Genomic DNA, 20,952 nt, shown 5'->3' on the forward strand with positions numbered 1-20,952 from the left:
TTCGCCATCCACGCCGCCGATGGCTCCACCGACCACCTCACCCTCCACGGCGTCACCAGCCTCGCCACCACCGACTATCTCTTCGCCTGACAAACGCCCCCGCCCACTCAGGCGGGGGCTGCAGCCCCCCCGGAAGCGCTGGGAGCTTCCGGGGGGTTCGCTTTGATCACTGCGCCGCGCGGAGATTGCTGGCGGCGCGGAGGCACACGGGCCCGTCCCCCCCCCATGGCCGCGACGATGGCCCGCCTGCCCGGCTGTGGTCCCGGGGCGGACATGGCGCGGCGGACCGTCACATGCGCTGCTTTGCGCACTTCTCCTGCCGGTGCCGGGGCGAAGGAACTGCGTATCCGGCCCGCCCCAGGCACGCCCCGGCCGCTGGTGGTCAGACGCCGAGGCCGCCGACGCCGCGCCTCAGAAGAGGATCGCGCCGGGACGCGGGGCAGCCCCGAGCATCCGCAGTGGCGGACAGCGTCGCGCCCCGGGCGAGGCGGCTGCGCGAGAAGTCTTCCCGCTGCCTCCCGCAGCGCCATGGCCTGGGCATGGTGGGCCCCGCGTGCCGGCAGGGCTGCCCTCCCAGCCGAGGGGACGTCCAGGGAAGGCTGCGCCAGGACCTGCTCGGCCTCCTCGATCTGCCGGCAATGGCGGCCCCCGGCCTGCCAGGCGCTCCGCGTGATGAAGGGGGGCGCAAAGAGGGATGAGAGCAGGGGGGTATCTGCTCCCATCCCTCTGAGAGGGTCCTCATCGGAAGACGTGGAAATGTGGCCAACCGGGGGAGACGGCCATCCCTCGCAAAAGGTTTACGGGATGTCGCGACATCCCGGCAATCCCCTGCGCAAGGGTTCTATGCTGTCTGCAAATCCTCCGGATTTCTCATCTCTGCCGGGAGGCGGAACGCCGATTTGCACGTTGCAGCCTATAAGAATGGCGACGCTCTGTCGGACACTTCCCGGAAAAAGATATGTCCAGAATCCAATCACAACCTGAAATTGCGTATTCCTCAGGCCTGATGCTCGCGCAAGGCGCGTTGCAGCGCGGCCTTGTCCATGTGCGAGCGGCCGGGAATCTGCGCCTTCTGAGCGCGCCGATAGAGTTCCGCGCGCGTGGTATCGTCCAGCTGGCTCATCCCCTCCTTCTGGGCCTGCGCGGTGCGGCCTTCCCGTTCCTTCCGCTTCGTCTCCCGCAGCTTCTTGCGATTCTCCTTGGGCGACTGCTGGTTCGAGGCGCCGGCCTCGCTGAGCGCGATGGCAATCGCCTGCTTCGGGTTCCTGACCTTGCCGCCCTGGCCGCGCTCCAGCTCGCCCTGCTTGTACTCATGCATGACGCGCGCGACGGTTTCCTTCTGCGCCTTGCTTTGCCTGGCTGCCATCTGATGCCTTCCCCTCGGGCCTGCGAACGGACCATCGCCTTGAACGGCCCGCGCGCGCCGGAGTTCCCACGCCGGCTCCCGCAGGCCGGAATCGCCGCCGCCCTGCAACCCGAACTGGCGGACAGGTTTTCCCTGTCGCACGATCCCCGCACCCCTGCAGCCCAGGACGTCACAATGCCTGTCAATCCAGCCACGCCTGGAGTGGCCGCTGCCCCGTCGGCAGGGTCCTCTCCCGTCGCGCACCATACTATCACGCTGACCGTCAATGGCACGCAGCGGCGGATGGAGGTCGCGCCCTGGACCACCCTGCTCGACCTGCTGCGCGAACAGATGGAACTCACCGGAACCAAGAAGGGCTGCGACCACGGCCAATGCGGCGCCTGCACCGTGCTGGTGAACGGTCAGCGCATCAATTCCTGCCTTGCGCTCGCGGTGAGCAAGGACGGCGCCGAGGTGGTGACGGTGGAGGGCCTGGCGATGGATGGCACGCTGCATCCCGTGCAGGCCGCCTTCATCGAGCAGGACGCCTTCCAGTGCGGCTATTGCACGCCCGGGCAGATCTGCTCCGCCGTCGGGTTGCTGAAGGAGGGACACGCACGGAACGCCGACGAGATCCGCGAACTGATGAGCGGCAATATCTGCCGCTGCGGCGCCTATCCGAACATCGTCGCCGCCATCGAGCAGGCGATGCAGCAGGCCGGAGGTTCCGCGCGATGATCCGCTTCTCCTATTCACGCCCCGGCGCGGTGGGGGAGGCGGTGCAGGCGGTCCAGGCCGATGCGGGCGCCAAGTTCATTGCTGGCGGCACCAACCTCGTCGACCTGATGAAGTACGATGTCGAGCGCCCGCGCCGTCTGGTGGATGTCGGCGCCCTGCCGGGCCTCGACCGCATCGAGGAGGCTGATGGCGGGCTGCGCATCGGCGCGCTGGTCACCAATTCCGCGCTCGCCTACGATGCGCGCATCGAGCAGCGCTACCCGCTGCTGGCCCGCGCCATCCTCTCCGGCGCCTCGCCGCAGCTGCGCAACGCTGCGACCACCGGCGGCAATCTGCTGCAACGCACCCGCTGCTACTATTTCTATGACACCGGCACGCCCTGCAACAAGCGCGAGCCCGGCACCGGCTGCCCGGCGATCAACGGCGTCAACCGCATCCACGCCATCCTCGGCACCAGCGAGCACTGCATCGCCACCCATCCCTCCGACATGTGCGTGGCGCTGGCGGCGCTGGAGGCGACGGTCGAGGTCACCGGCCCGCAGGGCGAGCGCAGCATTGCCTTCGCCGATTTCCACCGCCTGCCCGGCGAGCATCCGGAGATCGACACCACCCTCGCCCCCGACGAGATCATCACCGCCGTCCGGCTGCCGCCCCAGGGCTTCGCGACGCACCACACCTATCTCAAGCTGCGCGACCGCCAGTCCTACGCCTTCGCGCTGGTTTCCGTCGCCGCGGTGCTGGAGATGGAGGGCGACACCATCCGCGAGGCGCGGCTCGCCCTCGGCGGCGTGGCGCACAAGCCCTGGCGCGATCCCGCGGCCGAGGCGCTGCTGCGCGGCGGCCCTGCCACGCGCGAGCGCTTCGCCGAGGCCGCGGCGCTGATCCTGCAGGCCGCCAGAGGCTATGGCGACAACAGCTTCAAGATCGAGTTGGCGCGCCGCGCCATCGTCCGCGCGCTGTCGCAGGCCGCCGCCGGCACGCCGCAGCCCGTTGCCGACAAGCGCATCGCCTGAAGGGGCCGTCATGCCGAACAACGAAACCCATTTCGGTGCCCCGCGCAGCCGCGTGGATGGCCGGCTGAAGGTCACCGGTGCCGCCAAATACGCCGGCGAGTTCATCGCCCCCGACCTCGCCCACGGCTATGTCGTCTCCGGCGCCATCGCCAAGGGCCGCATCGCCGCCATCGACACCGCCGAGGCCGAGAAGGTGCCCGGCGTGCTGCGCATCTTCACCCACCGGAACCGCCCGACGACCGCCTGGCTAAACCGCAGCTATCGTGACGCGGTGGCGCCGCCCGGCGCTCCCTTCCGCCCGCTCTACGACGAGAACATCGTCTACAGCGGACAGCCGGTGGCGCTGGTGGTGGCGGAAAGCTTCGAGGCGGCGCGTGACGCGGCGGCCCTGGTGCGCGTCACCTATGAGAGCGCACCGCACGAGACCAATCTGCGCAACAGGCTCGCCGAGGCCTATGTGCCGCCGAAGGAGCGCGCCGGCATCGACCCGCCTCCCAATCCGCGCGGCGATGCCGGTGCTGCCTATGCCGCCGCTCCGGCCAAGGTGGAGAGCGGCTATCACGTCGCGCCCGAGCACCACAACCCGATGGAGCCGCACGCCAGCACCGTGGTCTGGGAGGGTGACGGCAAGCTCATCATCCACGACAAGATCCAGGGTGCGCAGAACACCCACGACTATGTCACCAGCGTGTTCAGCCTGCCGCAGAAGGACGTGCGCGTCCTCTCGCCCTTCGTCGGCGGCGCCTTCGGCTCCGGCCTGCGCCCGCAGTACCAGCTCTTCCTCGCCGTCATGGCCAGCCTGGAGCTGAAGCGCTCGGTGCGCGTGGTGCTGACGCGCGACCAGATGTTCACCTTCGGCTACCGCCCCGACACGATCCAGACACTGGCGCTCGGCGCGAACCCGGACGGGCGCCTGCAGGCCATCCGCCATGAGGCCATCGCCGGCACCTCGCCCTTCGAGGACTACCAGGAAGTCGTGGTGAACTGGTCCGGCCTCGCCTACCACTGCGACAATGTGGACCTGAAGTACAGGCTGGCGAAGATCGACACCTATACGCCGCTCGACATGCGCGCGCCGGGCGCGCCGCTCGGCATGTTCGCGCTGGAGTCCGGCATGGACGAACTGGCCCATGCCCTGAAGCTGGACCCGCTGGAACTGCGCCTGCGCAACTATGCCGAGATGGACCAGAACACCGGCAAGCAGTTCAGCAGCAAGGAACTGCGCGCCGCCTACCAGCTTGGCGCCGAGCGCTTCGGCTGGGCGAGGCGGAACCCGGCGCCGCGCTCGATGCGTGAGGGCCATGAGCTGATCGGCTGGGGCATGGCGACCGGCGTCTGGGAAGCCGGGATGCAGCAGGCCAGCGCCCGCGCCACCCTGACCGCCGATGGCAGGCTGGAGGTGGCGACGGCCACCGCCGATATCGGCACCGGCACCTACACCATCCTGACGCAGATCGGCGCCGACGCGTTCGGCCTGCGCATGGAGGATGTCACGGCGCGGATCGGCGATTCCTCGCTGCCCGCCTCGCCGATCGAGGGCGGCTCCTGGACGGCGGCTTCCGCCGGCTCGGCGGTGCAGGCGGCCTGCTACGCCGTGCGCGAGACGCTGTTCAGATACGCGCGCCGGATGGAGAACTCGCCGCTGGCCAATGCCGATTCCGACCATGTCCTCTTTGCCGAGGGCCGCATCGCGCTGCTGAACGATCCCTCCCGCTTCGTCACCATCGCCGACGCCATGCGCGCCGGCGGGGTGGACCGCATCGAGCAGGAGGAAACCACCGCGCCGGACAAGGGCGCGCTGTCCAGGTTTTCGCCCTACACCCATGCCGCCGTCTTCGTGGAGGTGCGGGTGGACGAGGAACTCGGCGCTGTCCGCGTGACGCGCGTGGTGGATGCCATCGCGGCGGGCCGGATCATCAACCCCAAGACCGCGCGCTCCCAGATCATCGGCGGCGTGGTCTTCGGCCTCGGCATGGCGCTGACCGAGGAGAGCATGCTGGACCACCGCCTCGGCCGCTTCATGAACCACAATCTGGCCGAGTACCATGTGCCCGCGAATGCCGATATCCGCGAGATCGACGTTCTCTTCGTTGAGGAGGATGAGAACCGGACGAACCCGCTGGGCGTGAAGGGCCTCGGCGAGATCGGCATCGTCGGCACGGCGGCGGCGGTGGCCAATGCCGTGTTCCATGCCACCGGCAAGCGCATCCGGGAACTGCCGATCACCATTGATAAGCTGCTCGACTGAGGCGGGGGCAGCCGCGCTTCACAGACCCCGCGAGTCCTGGGGGAATTCATTCCCCGGGCCTTTGTCCCGGGCCGCCGGAACCTGGTGGCGGCACCGCTTTGCGGGGCCCCGCCGCGCGATGTCCTTCACAGATTCGGGAGTCGACCATCCCCTGCGCTGGCGGGCTGCCCCGCCCGAGGTCAGAATGGCCGCCCGAGGTCGATGAGGGGATGCGCGACGGACAACGAGCGGAGTTTTTCGTGGGAGCACGGTGCCCGCACTGCGCCTGGGGCGGCTTTCGCCCTGCGGCCGGGGGATTCCGTGCTGGTCACCGGTGGCTCGGGCTTCCTGGGCTCGGCGGTCGTGCGGGTGCTGGTCGTCCGCGGGCTCCGCGTGCGCGCGCTCGTCCGTTCCACCAGCCCCGTGGCCAACCTGACGGGGCTGCCCTGCGAGACCGTCCAGGGCGACCTTGAGGACCCTGCCTCATTACGGGCCGCACTGCGCGGCGTCCGCTGCCTCGTGCATGTCGCGGCCGATTACCGTCTCTGGGCGCCCGATCCCTCCGTGATCCTGCGCGTCAATGTCGAGGGCACGCGGGCCCTGATGCGCGCGGCGCTGGCGGCCGGCGTGGAGCGGATCGTCCACACCAGCAGCGTGGCCACCCTGAAGGTCGCCGGCGCCACCGCGCCCGTGGACGAGACCGCCAGCCAGGCGCCGGAGGAGGCGATCGGCGCCTACAAGCGCAGCAAGACCCTCGCCGAGCAGGTGGTGCGGGAGATGGTCGCGCGCGAAGGGCTGCCGGCCGTCATCGTCAATCCCTCCACGCCGATCGGCCCGCGCGACATCCGCCCGACGCCGACCGGCCGCATGATCCTGGACGCCGCACGCGGCCGCATCCCCGCCTTCGTGGACACCGGGCTGAACTTCGCCCATGTGGACGACATTGCGCAGGGTCACCTCCTGGCGCTGGAGCGCGGCCGTCCCGGCGAGCGCTACATCCTCGGCGGCCAGAACCTGCTGTTGCGGGACCTGCTGGCCGAGATCGCGCAGCGCACCGGCCGCCGCCCGCCGCGCGTCAGGCTGCCGCGCGCGCCGCTCTTCCCCCTGGCCTGGGGCGCCGAGGCGGTGGCGCGGCTCACCGGCAAGGAGCCGCTGCTGACGCGCGACGGGCTGCGCATGGCGCGCTACCGGATGTTCTTCACCTCGGCCAAGGCGGAGCGCGAGCTGGGCTACCGCGCGCGTCCCCATGAGGAGGGGGTGGCCGACGCCCTGGCCTGGTTCCGCAGCGCGGGCTACCTGACATGACCCTCGGCGCGCTCCCCGGCCTGCTGGCGCTGGCCATCTGGCTCTATCTGCTGCTCGGGCGCGGTGGCTTCTGGCGGACGCGCCAGCGGGACGACCGCGACAGGCCGCCGGCGCCGGCGCGCTGGCCCGCCGTGATGGCCGTAGTCCCGGCGCGCGACGAGGCGGAGGTGATCGCGCGCTCGGTCGGCAGCCTGCTGCGGCAGGACTATCCCGGCGCCTTCCGCGTCGTCCTGGTGGATGACGGCAGCACCGACGGCACGGCCGCGGCCGCGCGCGCCGCCGCCGAGTCCCTCGGCGCCGGCCACCGCCTCGACATCCTCCCCGGCGCCCCTCTTCCGCGGGGCTGGACCGGCAAGCTCTGGGCCATGCAGCAGGGCGTGCGCCACGCCGGCGCGGCGGGCGAGCCGCCCGAATACCTCCTGCTGACCGATGCCGATATCGGCCATGCCCCGGACAACCTGCGCGCCCTGGTGGCACGCGCGGAGCAGGGCGGCTGCGCGCTGGTCTCGCTGATGGCCGAACTCTCCTGCGCCACCCGCGCCGAGCGCTTCCTGATCCCCGCCTTCGTCTTCTTCTTCCAGATGCTCTACCCCTTCGCCTGGGTGGCGCGGCGGGACCGCGCCCTGGCGGCGGCGGCGGGCGGCTGCATGCTGGCGCGCCGCGCCGCGCTGGAGGCGGCGGGCGGCATCGCGTCCATCCGCGCCGAGATCATCGACGACTGCGCCCTGGCCCGCCGCCTGAAGGCGCAGGGCCCCATCTGGCTCGGCCTGACCCGGCGGGCGGTGAGCCTGCGCCCCTACCAGGGCGTCGCGGAGATCGGCCGGATGGTGTCGCGCTCGGCCTATGCCCAGCTCGGCTATTCGCCGCTGCTGCTGGCGGGTACGCTGGCCGGCATGGTGCTGACCTATCTCGTGCCGCCGGCCCTGGCGCTCTCCGGAACCGGTCTGGCCCGCCTCCTCGGCCTCGCCGCCTGGGCGCTGATGGCGCTGGCCTTCCAGCCGATGCTCCGTTTCTACCGCGTCTCGCCGCTCTGGGGGCCCGCCCTGCCGGTGATCGGCGCGGCCTATGCGCTGTTCACCCTGCACTCCGCGCTGCAGGTCTGGCGCGGGCGCGGCGGCCAGTGGAAGGGCCGCGCACAGGCCATGGCGGGCCGCGCATGAGCCTCGCGACCCTCCCCGTGGCCCCTCCTGCGGCCGAGGCCGCCGCCCTCCAGGCGCGGCAATCCGGCAGTTCCTTCTACACGGCGATGCGGCTGATGCCGAAGGCCGAGCGGGCGGCGATGTTCGCCGTCTATGCCTTCTGCCGGCAGGTGGACGACATCGCCGACGACGCCGCGCGCCCGCGCCCCGAGCGCGCGGCGGCGCTGGACGCCTGGCGGGCCGACCTCGCCGCCCTCTATGCCGGCCATCCCGCTGACCGTCCTTTTGGCCGCGCCGCCTTCCTGGCGGAGGCGGTGCATCGCTTCGGGCTGCGGCTGGCGGATTTCCTGGCGGTGATCGATGGCATGGCGATGGACGTGGCGGCCGACATCCGCGCGCCGGACCGTGCGACGCTCGACCTCTACTGCGACCGCGTGGCCAGCGCCGTCGGCCGCCTCTCCACCCGCATCTTCGGCATGGACCCCGCGCCGGGCGAGGAACTGGCCCACGAGCTCGGCCGCGCGCTGCAACTGACCAACATCCTGCGCGACCTCGACGAGGACGCCGCCATCGGCCGTCTCTACCTGCCGCGCGAGCCGTTGCTGGAAACCGGCATCGCCACCACCGAGCCGCAGGCCGTCATCGCCGACCCGCGCGTGGACCTCGCCTGCCGCCCGCTGGCGGCGCAGGCGCGTGCGCATTTCGCCGCGGCGGAGCGCCTGCTGCGCGCGCGGCCGCGCGGCCGCCTGCTGGCGCCGCGGCTGATGGCCGCCGTCTACCAGGCCCTGCTGCGGGACATGGAGGCACAGGGCTGGGCACCGCCGCGGCAGCGCGTGCGGCTTACCAAGCGCCGCCTGCTCTGGATCGTCGCGCAGCGCGGCGTGCTGGGCTGACCATGCGGGTGCACGTCATTGGTGCCGGCCTCGCCGGGCTTTCGGCCGCCGTCGCGCTGGCCGCGCGGGGCATCCCGGTGGAACTCTCGGAGGCGGCGGCGCAGGCCGGCGGCCGCTGCCGCTCCTATCACGACGCCCGCCTCGGCATGGTGATCGACAACGGCAACCATCTCGTTCTCTCCGGCAACGCCGCCGTCGGCCGCTATTTGCGCGCCATCGGCGCCGAGGACCGGCTGACCGGCCCCGCCCGCCCGGACTTCGCCTTCCTGGACCTGCGCAGCGGCGAGGACTGGACACTCCGCCCGAATGCCGGACCGCTGCCCTGGTGGGTGCTGCATCCCGGCCGCCGCGTGCCCGGCACCCAGCCGCGCGACTACCTGGCGCTCGCCGCCCTGACCCGGCGGCACCCCGGCCAGCGGATCGGCGAGGTCCTGGCCTGCCGCGGCCCGCTCTGGGAGCGGCTGCTGCAACCCTTCCTGCTCGCCGCCCTCAACACCGAGCCGGAGGAGGGCGCCGCCGACCTCGCCGGCGCGGTGATCCGCGAGACCCTGGCGCGCGGGGGCGGTGCCAGCCTGCCGCGCATCGCCCATCCCAGCCTGGCCGCCGCCTTCGTCGATCCCGCCCTGGCGCGGCTGCGCCAGGCGGGCGCCACGATCCGCCTCGGCCGCCGCCTGCGCGGCCTGGACCTGGACGGGGAGCGCGTGGTGGCGCTCGCCTTCGCCGACGGCACCGTGCCGCTCGCGCCGGAGGATGCGCTGGTGCTGGCGGTGCCGCCCTGGGTAGCCCAGGACCTGCTGCCCGGCCTGACCGCGCCGGACACCTTCCGCGCCATCCTCAACGGCCATTTCCGCCTCGCCCCGCCGCCCGGCGCGCCGCGCATGCTCGGCCTGATCGGCGGCACGGCGGAATGGGTCTTCGCCTTCCCCGACCGCCTCTCGGTCACCGTCAGCGCCGCCGATTCCCTGCTGGACATGGAGACGGAAACCCTCACCGCCCGCCTCTGGCGCGACGTCGCCACCGCCCACCATCTGCCGGGCCCGCCGCCGCCCTGCCGTATCGTCAAGGAGAAGCGCGCCACCTTCGCCGCCACGCCGGCGCAGGAGGCGCGCCGCCCGCCCGCGCGCACGCGCTGGCGCAACCTGTTCCTCGCCGGCGACTGGACCGCGACCGGCCTGCCCGCCACCATCGAGGGCGCGCTGCGCTCCGGCGAGACGGCGGCGGCGCTCGCCCAGGCCCTGCCGCAGCGCGCGCGGGAGGCGGTGCCGGCATGACGGAGGCGCTGCTCCACCCCTCCGCCGACGAGGCGGGCATCACGCTGGACGAAGCGGAGGCCGGCCTGCGCCGCGCCACCGAGGCGCTGCTCGGCCTGCAGCGGGAGGACGGCCATTGGGTCTTCGAGCTGGAGGCCGACGCCACCATTCCCGCCGAATACGTCCTGCTGCGCCACCATCTCGGCGAGCCGGACGACCTCGCGCTGGAGCGCCGCATCGGTGCCTATCTCCGCCGCATCCAGGGCGCGCATGGCGGCTGGCCGCTGTTCCATGGCGGCGACTTCGACCTCAGCGCCTCGGTGAAGGCCTATTTCTGCCTGAAGATGACCGGCGACGATCCGGAGGCGCCGCATATGCGCCGGGCGCGCGCGGCCATCCTGGCGGCGGGCGGCGCGGGGCGCGCCAATGTCTTCACCCGCATCCTGCTGGCTCTCTATGGCGAGCTGCCCTGGCGCCGCGTGCCGACCATCCCTGTGGAGATGATGCTGCTGCCGCGCTGGTTCCCCGTGCACGTCTCGAAAATGTCCTACTGGGCGCGCACGGTGCTGGTCCCGCTGCTGGTGCTGCATGCCGTCCGCGCACGGGCGCGCAACCCGCGGGGCGTCCGCATCCCGGAGCTCTTCGCCCCCCCGCGCCGCGCTCCGCGCCGGAAGGCGCCGAGCCACCGCAAGCCCGGCTGGGCCGCCTTCTTCAACACGCTGGACGTGCTGCTGAAGCTGTTCGAGCCCTGCTGGCCGAAGGCGCTGCGCCGCCGCGCGATCGCCCGCTGCGTGCAGTTCGTCACCGAACGGCTGAACGGCGAGGACGGGCTGGGCGCGATCTACCCGGCCATGGCCAATGCCGTGATGATGTATGACGCGCTCGGCTATCCGCCGGAGCACCCGGACCGTGCCATCGCCCGCCGCTCGGTGGAGAAGCTGCTCGTCCTGCGCGAGGATGAGGCCTATTGCCAGCCCTGCGTCTCGCCGGTCTGGGACACCGCGCTGGTCTGCCACGCGTTGCTGGAAGTCGGCGGCGAGCGGGCCGGGGCGGCGGCGGCGCGTGGCCTCGGCTGGCTGAAGCCCTTGCAGGAGCTGGAGCTGAAGGGCGACTGGGCCACCCGCCGCCCCGAGGTGCGTCCGGGCGGCTGGGCCTTCCAGTACCGCAACGCGCATTATCCCGATCTCGACGACACCGCCGTGGTCGTCATGGCGATGGACCGCGCCCGCGATCAGCTCCGCCTCGGCCGGGACTATGACGAGGCGATCGCCCGCGGCGCCGAATGGACGGCCGGCCTGCAAAGCCGCAACGGCGGCTGGGGCGCCTTCGACGCCGACAACACCCAGCACTACCTCAACAACATCCCCTTCGCCGACCATGGCGCGCTGCTCGACCCGCCGACCGCTGATGTCAGCGCCCGCTGCATCAGCATGCTGGCGCAGCTTGGCGAGGCGCCGGACAGCCCGCGCATGCGCGCCGCGCTCGCCTATCTGGAGCGCGAGCAGGAGGCCGATGGAAGCTGGTTCGGCCGCTGGGGCGTGAACTACATCTACGGCACCTGGTCGGCGCTCTGCGCGCTGAACGCAGCCGGCTTCGACGGCGCCACCCCCTGCATCCGCCGCGCGGCGGACTGGCTGCTCGCCATCCAGAACCCCGATGGCGGCTGGGGCGAGGGCTGCGAAAGCTACCGGCTGGACTACAGCGGCTACGAACCGGCGCCCTCCACCGCCTCGCAGACGGCCTGGGCGCTGCTCGGCCTGATGGCGGCGGGCGAGGTGGACCACCCCGCCGTGGCGCGCGGCATCGCCTGGCTGCTGCGCATGCAGGACGAGACCGGCCTCTGGCCGCAGGAGGCCTATACCGGCGGCGGCTTCCCGCGCGTCTTCTATCTTCGCTACCACGGCTATCCGAAGTTCTTCCCGCTCTGGGCTCTGGCGCGCTACCGCAACCTGCGCTGCGCCAACCACACCCGCCCGGTGCACGGCATGTGAGGGTCCTGGTCGCAACCGGCCTGCGGCGGGAGGCGCGCATCCTCGCCGGGCCGGAGATCGAGGCGGTGGCGGGCGGTGGCGACGCGGGGCGGCTGGAGGCGGCGCTCGAAAGGCTGGCGGGGGAGGGGGCCTGCGGCCTCATCAGCATCGGCATCGCCGGCGCCCTGGCGCCCGGCCTTCACCCCGGCGACTGGCTGGTGGCCAGCGCCGTCCTGGATGGCGAGGCAGTCCTCCTCACCGACCCGGCCTGGACCGCGCGCCTCGCCGCCCGGCTGTCCGCCCGGCAGGGCACCTTCCTGGGCAGCGATGCGGTGGTCGCCGGGGCGGCGGAGAAGGTGGCGCTGCACGCGCGCACGGGCGCGGCGGCGGTGGACATGGAATCGCACATCGCCGCGCGGGTGGCGCGCCGCCACGGCCTGCCTTTCGCCGCCGCGCGCGTCATCTCGGATGCCGCGGATCGCAGCCTGCCGCCCGCCGCCCGCGTGGGGATGCGGCCCGACGGCGGGATGGACCTCGCTGGCGTGCTGCGTGCCCTCGCCGCGAGGCCGGGCCAGCTTCCGGCCCTGATCCGCACCGGCTGGGAGGCGGAGCGCGCCTTCCGGGCGCTACTCCGCGGCCATCGTCTTCTTGGAAGCCGCCTTGGCGCTGTGGACCTCGGCGAGCTTCCGCTCGACATGGCCTGAAAAGACGTATTCCGCCGGGCGCTGCCGGTCGAGCGGGATGTCCTCCGCCATCGGCCCCTCGGTGCGCACGCCGCGCATCGTCACGGCGAGTGCCTTCAGCGGGTGGCGCAGCGTGTCCTGCACGGCGGTCGCCTCGAAGCCGGAATGCACCATGCAGTCGGCGCATTTCTCATAGTTGCCGACGCCGTACTTGTCCCACTCGGTGTCCTCCATCAGCTCCCTGAAGGTCTTGGCATAGCCTTCGCCGAGCAGGTAGCAGGGCTTCTGCCAGCCGAACACGGTGCGCGTCGGGTTGCCCCAGGGCGTGCAGTGATAGGCCTCATTGCCCGCCAGGAAGTTCAGGAACATGGTGGACTGGCTGAACGGCCAGGCCCTGCCGCCCTTGCCGCGCGCGAGGATGCCGCGGAACAGCTCCTTGGTCCTGGTGCGGTTCAGGAAGTGCTGCTGGTCCGGCGCGCGCTCATAGGCGTAGCCGGGCGAGACGGTGATGCCATCCAGCCCCAGCGCCTTCATGTCGTCGAGGAAGCCGGCCACCTGCGCCGGGTCGGCGTCGTTGAACAGCGTGCAGTTGATGCTGACGCGGAAGCCCTTCGACTTCGCCAGCCGGATCGCCTCCACCGCCTTCTCATAGACGCCGCGCTGGCAGACCGACTTGTCGTGCATCGCCTGGTTGCCGTCGAGATGGATGGACCAGGTGAAGGCCGGGTGCGGCTTGTAGTCGCCGATCTTCTTGGCCAGCAGCAGCGCGTTGGTGCAGAGGATGACGAACTTCTTCCGCTCCAGGTAGCCCTGGACGATCTGCGGCATCTCCTTGTGCAGCAGCGGCTCGCCGCCGGCGATGGAGACCACGGGCGCGCCGCATTCGTCGATCGCCTGCATGCAGTCGTCATAGGAGAGGCGCTGGTTCAGGATCGGGTCGGGATAGTCGATCTTGCCGCAGCCGGCGCAGGCCAGGTTGCAGCGGAACAATGGCTCCAGCATCAGCACCAGCGGGTAGCGCTTGCGCCGCCGGAGATGCTGCCCAACCACATAGGCCCCGATCCGGGCCGCCTGCAGCAGCGGAATTCCCAAAACTGGCTTCCTTCTCTCAATCCGGCCGCATGGCCACCGCGGCGGGCATGGCCTGCTCGGCCTCATGGCTCCGCAGCTCGCCCGGCAGGCGGAACTCGATCTCTTCCCGCACGCCGCTCATCTGCGCAACCTCCACCTCGGCATGGCGGCGCAGCGCTGCGATCACGTCGAGGATCAGCTCCTCGGGCGCCGAGGCGCCGGCGGTCAGGCCGACCGTCCGTACTCCTTCGAGCCAGGCCGGGTCCAGCTCGCTGCCATCGGCGATCAGGTGACTCGGCAGGCCCTGCTCCAGCCCGATCTCGCGCAGGCGGTTGGAGTTCGAACTCTTGCGGCTCCCCACCACCAGCAGCAGGTCCACCGCCCCGCACAGCTCGCGCACAGCGGATTGCCGGTGCTGGGTGGCGTAGCAGATATCCGACACGTCCGGCCCCTGCAGGTCGCGGAAGCGCGCCTTCAGCGCCGCGATCACACCGCGCGTGTCGTCCACGCTCAGCGTCGTCTGCGTCACATAGGCCATCGGCATGTCATCCGGCAGGTCGAGCCGCGCGACATCCTCGGCGGTGGAGAGGAGGTGCACCGGCGCGCCGACCTGCCCGATGGTGCCTTCCACCTCCGGGTGCCCGGCATGGCCGATCAGCACCAGCGCGCGGCCGCGCGCCACATACTGCTTGCCCTGCGCATGCACCTTGGAGACGAGCGGACAGGTGGCGTCCAGCACCGGCAGGCCGCGCTGCCGGGCCTCGTCCACCACGCCCTGGGCGACGCCATGCGCGCTGAAGATCGTCACCGCGCCGTCCGGGATCTCCGTCAGCTCCTCGACGAAGATGGCGCCCTTCTGCTTCAGCTTCTCGACCACGTGCCGGTTGTGCACGATCTCGTGGCGAACATAAACCGGCGCGCCGAACTTCTCGAGCGAACGTTCAACGATCTCGATTGCCCGCACGACCCCGGCGCAGAAGCCTCGGGGCTGAGCTAGAAGAACCCGCATGCAGGCCTTTCCTCCGTCTTGGCGTGCCGCCGCCGAACAGCGGCATCCAAGCATTGCTGAGGACGGGAGGCGAGGAAAACCCGTCCGTATATGCCGTCGCGCCGTGCAGACTGGACTACCACGTCGCGCGCCGCGATGCTGCCCACCTTCACAGTTTCGCGTGCACCCTGCCGGCGGCGGCCGAGCGTTCCGCCTGGAACTGCTGTGCACAGGCGGTTCGGAACGCGCCCGGGCCCTGCGGGTTGCGTTCCGCCCTGTTCCCGCGCATCGCGCTCTTTTCTTTTCCCGCCCTGTGCTAAGCACGGGCCGATGAGCACTCCGCGCCGCCTCCTTCTCGCCCTTGCCCTGTCGCTGGCCGCGGCTCCGGCCGTCGCGCAGCCGGCGGACCCGGCCGCGGCGCAGATCGAGCAGTTCCACCGCAAGTTGCTGGAGGTGATGCGGCAGGCGAAAAGCCTGGGAATCGAGGGCCGCTATCGCGAGCTCGCGCCTGCCGTGCGCCAGGCCTTCGACCTGCCGGCCATGGCGCGGCTGGCGGTCGGCTCCCGCTGGTCCGGCTTCTCGCCGGCAGAGCAGGCGGCGGTGGCGGAAGCCTTCGCGCGCATGAGCATCGCCAGCTATGCGCGCAACTTCAGCGGCTTCAGCGGGCAGAGCTTCGTCATTGATCGCGTCGATGCGCATGGCGACGAGAAGGTGGTGGCGAGCCGGCTGATCAACCCCGGCGAATCCCCCGTGGACCTCACCTACCGCATGCGGAACGCCGGCGACGGCTGGAAGGCCGTCGATGTCCTGCACGATTCCATCAGCGAGCTCGCCATGCGCCGCTCGGAATTCTCCACCTCGGTGCGGCAGGGCGGCGCCGCCCTGCTGGTGCAGCGCCTGAACGAGCTGTCCGACCGCCTGATGCAGGGCTGAGCGCTCCCGGGCTCCGCTCTCTGCTCAGTCCTGCTTCGGCGGCCGCGCCAGCAGCGCCGGCTGCAGCAGCAGCGTGGCGGCCAGCACCCAGGCCAGCGAGAGCGCCAGCAGCTGCCCCATGCTCGCCGTGCCGGGATGGCGCGAGAGCCAGAGGCTGCCGAAGGCGGTCGCCGTGGTCAGGGCGCTGAACAGGATGGCGCGCGCCAGGCTGGAGGCCAGCAGCCCGCTCTCGCCCTGCCGCCAGGCCATGACGAAGTAGATGTTGAAGGCCACGCCGATGCCGAACAGCAGCGGCAGGGCGATGATGTTGGCGAAGTTCAGCGGCAGGCCCAGCAGCACGCAGGAGCCGAGGGTGAGCAGGCCGCTGAGCAGCACCGGCGCCACGGTCAGCAGCACGTCCCGCAGGCGCCGCAGCACCAGGGCCAGCAGCGCCGCGATGGCGAGGCCGGAGAGCAGCCCCGCCTCCAGGAAGGCGGCCACGATGCTGTCGGCCGCGCCCTGGATGGAGATCGGCGCCCCGGTGGCCTGCGGCGCCACCGCCTGCACCGCCGCCGAGAAGCGGCGCAGCACCGCGTTGTCGTTCGAATCGCCGCGCGGAAAGACCTGGATGCGGGCGCGCCCGTCGGGCGCCATCCAGTCCGCCACCAGCGTGTCCGGCAGCGTCGCCCGCGTCACCGGCCCGGCCTGCAGCAGCTCGCGCACCTGGCCGAGCAGGGTGCGCAGCGGCGGCACCAGCGCCGCCTCGGCGGCGGCGCGCGGGGCGGGCGGCCCGGCGGCGAGCTGCGCCAGCGCCCCGGCCAGCCGGCGCGCCGCCTGCGCCGGCTCCTCCGCCGCCTCGCCCGCCGCCTGGCGCAGCGCGGCGGCGGTGTCCGCCATGCTCCGCGCCACCTCGGCGTCGGTGGGCGGCGGCCGCACCGTGAGGGGGTCGAGCGTCAGCGAGAGCAGGTCCGCCGCGTCATGGACCGCCGCCAGCTTCGCCTCCTGGTCGGCCGGGATGAAGCTGCCCAGCGTCACCACCTGCGACACCTCGGGCAGGCGCGCCAGCCGTGCCGCCAGGGACTCGGCCTCGGGCAGGGAAGGGGCGAGCACGTCGATCGTGTTCGGCGTCCGGTCCGGGTCCTGCATCAGGTCGTGCAGGGTGGCCATCGACTCCGCCTCCGCGCTGCGCAGGTGCAGCGGGTTGAAGTCGAAGCGCAGCAACGGCATCAGCGCCAGGGCGATCAGGCCCAGCGCGGCCCCGCCGGCGATCACCGCGCGGCGGCGGCGGCGCAGCCAGGCGTCCAGCGGCGCCAGCGCCTTCCAGCCCACCTCCGCGCGCTCGCCCCGCGGGCGCAGCACCGCCACCAGCGCCGGCAGCAGCGTGATGCTGAGCAGGAAGGCGACGATCATGCCGGCGCCGGCGATGGCGCCCAGTTCCGAGACGCCGAGATAGCTGGTCGGCAGGAAGGCGAGGAAGCCCACCGCCGTCGCCACCGCCGCCAGGGCCAGCGAGCCGCCCACCGCACCCCCGGCAGCCCCCAGCGCCTCCCGCAGCCCGGGATGCCGGAGCCGCTCGGCCCGGAAGCGGACGCAGAGCTGGATGCCGAAATCCACCCCCAGGCCCAGGAACAGCGGAATGAAGGCCACCGAGATCAGGTTGAACCGGCCGGCGACCAGCAGTCCCAGCCCGGCCGTCACCACCAGCCCGAGCAGCGCCGTCGCCAGGATCGCCGCCACCAGCCGGGCGGAGCGCACCGCCAGCCAGAGCATCGCCACCAGCGCCAGCAGCATGGCGGAGGCCATGATCTCCGCGCGGTCGGCGAGCGAGGCGAACTCCTCATCCGCCATCGGCACCGGCCCGGTCAGGCGCACCGTCACGCCATGCGCCGGGTCCAGCGCCAGCGCCCGCGCCGCCGCCCGCAGCGCGTCGCTCGCCGCCTTGCCCGGCTGCAGGGCGGAATAGTCCATCACCGGCTGCACCAGGATGAAGCGCCGCGTCTGCCGTGGCCCCGGCTGGTCGCCGCTGACCAGCGCCTGCCAGGAGAAGAAGGCCGGCCGCCCTTCCAGCACCGCCGTGAAGGCATCCCCCAGCTTCGCCAGCGGGCGCTCGACCTGCGCCAGCCGCGCCTGGCCGCGATTCACCCCCTCCAGCACCGTGCCGAGCGCGCCCATGATGCCGCGCAGGCTCGGATCGGCCGCCAGCGGCCCGAGGAAGGGCTGCGCGGCGATCAACTGATCGAGCGTGGACTGCACCTCGTCCGGCGGCAGCAGCAGCAGCCCGTTGCGCGCGAAGAAGGGGCCGCCCTCCGGCCGCCGCACGCTGCGGAACAGCCCAGGCTCCGCCTGCAGCCGTTCGGAAAGGCGCGCCGCCGCCTGTTCCGCCAGTTCCGGCGTCGCGCCATCCACCACCGCCACGATCAGGTCCTGCTGCTGCGGGAAGGCGGCGTCGAAGTCCAGCTCGCCGCGCCGCCAGTCCAGCTCGGGCGAGATCAGCTCGGCGGTGTCCGTCGTCATGGCGAAGTTGCGGCTGGCATAGAGCCCCGCCGCGGCCGCCAGCACCAGCGCCAGCAGGATCGTGACCCAGGGATGGCGCGCGCTGGCGCTGACGATGCGGGCAGTCAGGGGCGTCCTGGTGGTCACATCGGCACCTTGCTGGCAGGGCGGGAAGCGCCAGGGGAGGGAACGGCGCCGCGCGGTCGGAAGCGGGGCCTCCGCTCCGGGCGGGTTGCGCTTCCCGGAAGGAGGGTCGCTAATAGGGCCCAAGGAATGGCCTTCGCCTGATCATCGGGTTCCCGCATGTCGTCAAGCCCTCCCCCGGAGTCCGTCGCCCTCGACAGCCCCACGGTCGCCAGGGCCGACCACACCGCGCGCCACTGGACCTTCGACCGGCCGGGGCCGGTGCGCGTCGGCAGCGATGCGCACGGCGCGATGTTCGCGCGGATGCTGCTGGAGACGCACAACCCCTACAAGCCGCGCGTGCTCGACTGGCCCAAGCTCGACCCCGAGGCGCACACCCGCCTGACCAGCCTGCCGATCTGGGACATCGCGGTGCAGACCGAGGGCCGCGCCTCGCTGCGCGTGCTCGACTATGCCGCCACCGTCGAGGACCCGCTGCTGCGCGAGGCCATGGTGATGGACGGCAACGAGGAGGCGCGCCACAAGAAGGTGCTCTCCAACCTCGTCGAGGCCTATGGCGTCATCCTGGAGCCGGAGCCGGAATACACCGGCTACCGCGACACCGAATGGGGCTGGATGCGCACCGGCTACAGCGAGTGCATCGACAGTTTCTTCGCCTTCGGCCTGTTCGAGGCGGCGCGCCGCTCCGGCTTCTTCCCGCCCGACCTCGTCGGCACCTTCGAGCCGGTGATCCAGGAGGAGGCGCGGCACATCCTCTTCTTCGCCAACTGGGCGGCCTGGCAGCGCGCGCGCCAGCCCTGGTGGCGCAAGCCCTGGTTCCTGGCCAAGACCGCCGCCGTCTGGGCGGTGCTGATCTGGGACCGGCTGGTGCTCGCCCGCAGCCTGGGCGGCGAGTCGAAGAACACCAACTTCACCGCCTCCTCCGACTCCATCGGCGTGGAGATGAGCGCGGCGGCGCTGATCGACATCTGCCTGGCCGAGAACGACCGCCGCCTCGCCGGCTACGACCCGCGCCTGCTGCGTCCGACCACCGTGCCCTTCTTCATCCGCATCGCCCGCCGCTTCATGCGGGACCCGAAGCCGAAAGCGTGAGCCCGACTTGAGCGCCAACACCGTCATCCATCGCATCGTCCGCCCTGCCGTGCGGCGCGTCGCGCCCAGCGGCGTCACGCCCAACCAGATCACCACGCTGCGCCTCGTGACCGGCCTCGCCGCCGCGCTGGCCTTCGCCGCCGCGCCGCCCTGGCCGGCCATCGGCGGCGTGATCTTCCTCCTCTCCATGCTGCTCGACCGCGCCGATGGCGAGCTGGCGCGGCAGACCGGCCAGTCCAGCCCTGACGGCCATGTCTATGACCTGCTCGCCGACTGCACCTCCAACGCCATCGCCTTCCTCGGCCTCGGCGTCGGGCAGGTGGCCGTGCTCGGCGCCTGGGGGCCGATCCTGGGCGCCCTGGCGGGGCTCGGCATCGGCGCGCTGTTCTGGCAGCTCCACGTCCTGAAGCTCGGCGAGGTGCGCGGCTGGAATCTCGCCCCCGGCATCCTGGTGGACCCGGACGACCTGATGGTCTTCGTCCCCCTCCTGCTCTGGATCGGCGCGACGGTGCCGATGCTCTTCGCCGCCGCGATCATCACGCCGGTGCTGGCCATCCTGCTCGGCCTTGCCGGGCGGCGGAAGCTGGGGGCGGGATAGAGCAGATCCCGTCCCGATGGCATCACCGGAACGGGCGAAGATGCTCGCAAAAACAAAATGGCTAGGGCGTTCCGCCTGCCGGCCGCGCCGGGGGGAGCCGGGCTCCCCTTTCGGCCTCCCCGCGGCCCGGAAGGATGAGGTGCCGGGTATCAGGGCGCCATCCGTCGAGGCTTGTCGGTTGAAAAGGCTCAATTCAGGCAGCCGCAAAAAGTAAATCTGAGAATTTCCTTGAAGAGAGGCGGGTGGGCGTCCATATTGGCGAAGTCAGTTTTTGGTTGGTTCGGTTTGCTTTCCGGCACGCGGTTCGTTTGCTAGGTTTGTTTCCGTCTCCCATTGAAGATGACCCGCTGCGCAATATTGTGCAGTGGTTTTCCGTTTTGGATCGGAAACACATCATGGCTATCGGCACCGTCAAGTGGTTCAACGCGACCAAGGGCTACGGCTTCATCCAGCCCCAGGACGGCTCGAGCGACGTCTTCCTGCACATCTCCGACGTTCAGCGCGCCGGCATGGACGTGCGTGAGGGCGACAAGATCGAGTACGACGTCCAGCGTGGCCAGCAGGGCAAGCTCTCTGCCGGCAATCTGCGCCAGGCGTAACCGGCTGGGCGGCGGCTCCGCCGCCCGCAGGAATATGCCGCAACGCAGCATGCTGCGTTAGGCCTCAAGCCCCGGCCGGGATAATTCCCCGGCCGGGGTTTTTGCGTTGCTGCCACGCCCCTCAGGCGAACTCCCCGCGCAGGAAGCCCAGTGCCGGCAGCGGCCGCCATCCCCTTGGCAGGTCGGCGCGGCGCACGGGGGAGACGCTGTAATGGGGCAGCGGCATGTTGGAACTGAGCAGGAAGCTGGAATAGGCCCGCACCTGCTGCTCCCGCCAGTGGCAGTCCGCGTCGGCGGCGGCGCGGCTCGGATAGATGTTGGCGATCCGCCGCTTTCGGCCCATGGCGACGATGACCGCCCAGAGCTTGTCATCGCGCACCCGGCTGAGGCTGACCACGTGCTCAGGGAGCGGTCCCTGGACTGGCTGGCTCATGCGCGCGGCCTCATCCATCCAGCGCCACCGGGGTGGCGTTCGGCTTCGGGCATGCATCG

At 71.6% G+C, this 20,952-nt stretch carries 18 protein-coding genes; 13 read left to right on the forward strand and 5 right to left on the reverse strand.

What is annotated here, in order from left to right:
* Positions 1-997 precede the first annotated feature (997 nt).
* Entirely contained in the window at positions 998-1,507 is a 510-nt protein-coding gene (locus tag QMO56_RS23520) for a DUF6496 domain-containing protein (protein ID WP_283529694.1), read from the reverse strand.
* A gap of 33 nt (positions 1,508-1,540) precedes the next feature.
* Here QMO56_RS23520 and QMO56_RS23525 point away from each other — a divergent pair, with 33 nt between their 5' ends.
* The 9 genes from QMO56_RS23525 (at position 1,541) to QMO56_RS23565 (ending at position 12,584) form a co-directional block, all read left to right on the forward strand.
* Entirely contained in the window at positions 1,541-2,083 is a 543-nt protein-coding gene (locus QMO56_RS23525) for a (2Fe-2S)-binding protein (protein WP_283529695.1), read from the forward strand.
* Positions 2,080-3,096, forward strand: coding sequence for a xanthine dehydrogenase family protein subunit M (locus QMO56_RS23530; RefSeq protein WP_283529696.1), 1,017 nt, complete (start codon positions 2,080-2,082; stop codon positions 3,094-3,096). The genes QMO56_RS23525 and QMO56_RS23530 overlap by 4 nt, the downstream gene beginning before the upstream one ends.
* A 10-nt stretch (positions 3,097-3,106) precedes the next feature.
* Positions 3,107-5,344 (forward strand): xanthine dehydrogenase family protein molybdopterin-binding subunit, encoded by a 2,238-nt coding sequence (locus tag QMO56_RS23535; protein ID WP_283529697.1) that lies wholly within the window; start codon positions 3,107-3,109, stop codon positions 5,342-5,344.
* 300 nt (positions 5,345-5,644) lie between these two features.
* Entirely contained in the window at positions 5,645-6,628 is a 984-nt protein-coding gene (gene hpnA, locus QMO56_RS23540) for a hopanoid-associated sugar epimerase (RefSeq protein ID WP_283529698.1), read from the forward strand.
* Entirely contained in the window at positions 6,625-7,788 is a 1,164-nt protein-coding gene (locus tag QMO56_RS23545) for a glycosyltransferase (protein WP_283529699.1), read from the forward strand. The genes hpnA and QMO56_RS23545 overlap by 4 nt, the downstream gene beginning before the upstream one ends.
* Positions 7,785-8,660 carry a presqualene diphosphate synthase HpnD gene (hpnD, locus tag QMO56_RS23550; protein ID WP_283529700.1) on the forward strand — a complete coding sequence of 292 codons (876 nt, stop codon included), beginning with the start codon at positions 7,785-7,787 and terminating at the stop codon, positions 8,658-8,660. The genes QMO56_RS23545 and hpnD overlap by 4 nt, the downstream gene beginning before the upstream one ends.
* Before the next feature lie 2 nt (positions 8,661-8,662).
* Positions 8,663-9,931: a hydroxysqualene dehydroxylase HpnE gene (gene hpnE, locus QMO56_RS23555; RefSeq protein WP_283529701.1), complete on the forward strand. Its 1,269-nt coding sequence runs from the start codon at positions 8,663-8,665 to the stop codon at positions 9,929-9,931.
* Positions 9,928-11,901: a squalene--hopene cyclase gene (gene shc, locus QMO56_RS23560; protein ID WP_283529702.1), complete on the forward strand. Its 1,974-nt coding sequence runs from the start codon at positions 9,928-9,930 to the stop codon at positions 11,899-11,901. Before hpnE ends, shc begins: the two co-directional genes overlap by 4 nt.
* A complete protein-coding gene (locus QMO56_RS23565) occupies positions 11,898-12,584 on the forward strand; it encodes a hopanoid-associated phosphorylase (RefSeq protein ID WP_283529703.1) in 687 nt (228 codons plus the stop codon). Before shc ends, QMO56_RS23565 begins: the two co-directional genes overlap by 4 nt.
* Here the strand turns inward: QMO56_RS23565 and hpnH are convergent.
* Positions 12,507-13,655, reverse strand: coding sequence for an adenosyl-hopene transferase HpnH (gene hpnH, locus QMO56_RS23570; protein WP_283529704.1), 1,149 nt, complete (start codon positions 13,653-13,655; stop codon positions 12,507-12,509). The genes QMO56_RS23565 and hpnH overlap by 78 nt on opposite strands.
* 16 nt (positions 13,656-13,671) lie before the next feature.
* Positions 13,672-14,643 carry a 4-hydroxy-3-methylbut-2-enyl diphosphate reductase gene (gene ispH / locus QMO56_RS23575; RefSeq protein WP_283529705.1) on the reverse strand — a complete coding sequence of 324 codons (972 nt, stop codon included), beginning with the start codon at positions 14,641-14,643 and terminating at the stop codon, positions 13,672-13,674.
* A 309-nt stretch (positions 14,644-14,952) separates the two neighbouring features.
* Between ispH and QMO56_RS23580 the strand changes: the two genes are divergently transcribed.
* Complete coding sequence (locus QMO56_RS23580) at positions 14,953-15,555, forward strand: ABC transporter substrate-binding protein (protein ID WP_283529706.1); 603 nt, start codon at positions 14,953-14,955, stop codon at positions 15,553-15,555.
* 24 nt (positions 15,556-15,579) lie between these two features.
* Here QMO56_RS23580 and QMO56_RS23585 read toward each other — a convergent pair whose 3' ends face one another.
* Positions 15,580-18,174: an MMPL family transporter gene (locus QMO56_RS23585; RefSeq protein ID WP_283529707.1), complete on the reverse strand. Its 2,595-nt coding sequence runs from the start codon at positions 18,172-18,174 to the stop codon at positions 15,580-15,582.
* Between the two features lie 156 nt (positions 18,175-18,330).
* Here QMO56_RS23585 and QMO56_RS23590 point away from each other — a divergent pair, with 156 nt between their 5' ends.
* The 3 genes from QMO56_RS23590 to QMO56_RS23600 all read left to right on the forward strand — a co-directional run bounded on the left by QMO56_RS23590 (position 18,331) and on the right by QMO56_RS23600 (position 20,460).
* Positions 18,331-19,263, forward strand: coding sequence for a ferritin-like domain-containing protein (locus QMO56_RS23590; RefSeq protein WP_283529708.1), 933 nt, complete (start codon positions 18,331-18,333; stop codon positions 19,261-19,263).
* Between the two features lie 7 nt (positions 19,264-19,270).
* A complete protein-coding gene (locus QMO56_RS23595) occupies positions 19,271-19,861 on the forward strand; it encodes a CDP-alcohol phosphatidyltransferase family protein (protein ID WP_283529709.1) in 591 nt (196 codons plus the stop codon).
* 395 nt (positions 19,862-20,256) lie between these two features.
* Positions 20,257-20,460 (forward strand): cold-shock protein, encoded by a 204-nt coding sequence (locus QMO56_RS23600; RefSeq protein WP_283529738.1) that lies wholly within the window; start codon positions 20,257-20,259, stop codon positions 20,458-20,460.
* A 121-nt stretch (positions 20,461-20,581) separates the two neighbouring features.
* Here the strand turns inward: QMO56_RS23600 and QMO56_RS23605 are convergent, their stop codons facing one another.
* Positions 20,582-20,893, reverse strand: a complete 312-nt coding sequence (locus QMO56_RS23605) for a hypothetical protein (RefSeq protein WP_283529710.1) — start codon at positions 20,891-20,893, stop codon at positions 20,582-20,584.
* Between the last annotated feature and the right edge of the window lie 59 nt (positions 20,894-20,952).

The organism is Roseomonas sp. E05 (genome assembly GCF_030063475.1).
Classification (GTDB): Bacteria; Pseudomonadota; Alphaproteobacteria; order Acetobacterales; family Acetobacteraceae; genus Pseudoroseomonas.

What these genes read in the sequence shown, in the direction of transcription:
- QMO56_RS23590 (WP_283529708.1), top strand. Translation starts at nt 18,331, where the DNA reads ATGTCGTCAAGCCCTCCCCCGGAGTCCGTCGCCCTCGACAGCCCCACG.
- hpnE (WP_283529701.1), top strand. Translation starts at nt 8,663, where the DNA reads ATGCGGGTGCACGTCATTGGTGCCGGCCTCGCCGGGCTTTCGGCCGCC.
- shc (WP_283529702.1), top strand. Translation starts at nt 9,928, where the DNA reads ATGACGGAGGCGCTGCTCCACCCCTCCGCCGACGAGGCGGGCATCACG.
- QMO56_RS23535 (WP_283529697.1), top strand. Translation starts at nt 3,107, where the DNA reads ATGCCGAACAACGAAACCCATTTCGGTGCCCCGCGCAGCCGCGTGGAT.
- QMO56_RS23600 (WP_283529738.1), top strand. Translation starts at nt 20,257, where the DNA reads ATGGCTATCGGCACCGTCAAGTGGTTCAACGCGACCAAGGGCTACGGC.
- ispH (WP_283529705.1), bottom strand. Translation starts at nt 14,643, where the DNA reads ATGCGGGTTCTTCTAGCTCAGCCCCGAGGCTTCTGCGCCGGGGTCGTG.
- QMO56_RS23605 (WP_283529710.1), bottom strand. Translation starts at nt 20,893, where the DNA reads ATGAGCCAGCCAGTCCAGGGACCGCTCCCTGAGCACGTGGTCAGCCTC.
- QMO56_RS23525 (WP_283529695.1), top strand. Translation starts at nt 1,541, where the DNA reads ATGCCTGTCAATCCAGCCACGCCTGGAGTGGCCGCTGCCCCGTCGGCA.
- QMO56_RS23530 (WP_283529696.1), top strand. Translation starts at nt 2,080, where the DNA reads ATGATCCGCTTCTCCTATTCACGCCCCGGCGCGGTGGGGGAGGCGGTG.
- hpnD (WP_283529700.1), top strand. Translation starts at nt 7,785, where the DNA reads ATGAGCCTCGCGACCCTCCCCGTGGCCCCTCCTGCGGCCGAGGCCGCC.
- QMO56_RS23545 (WP_283529699.1), top strand. Translation starts at nt 6,625, where the DNA reads ATGACCCTCGGCGCGCTCCCCGGCCTGCTGGCGCTGGCCATCTGGCTC.
- QMO56_RS23580 (WP_283529706.1), top strand. Translation starts at nt 14,953, where the DNA reads ATGAGCACTCCGCGCCGCCTCCTTCTCGCCCTTGCCCTGTCGCTGGCC.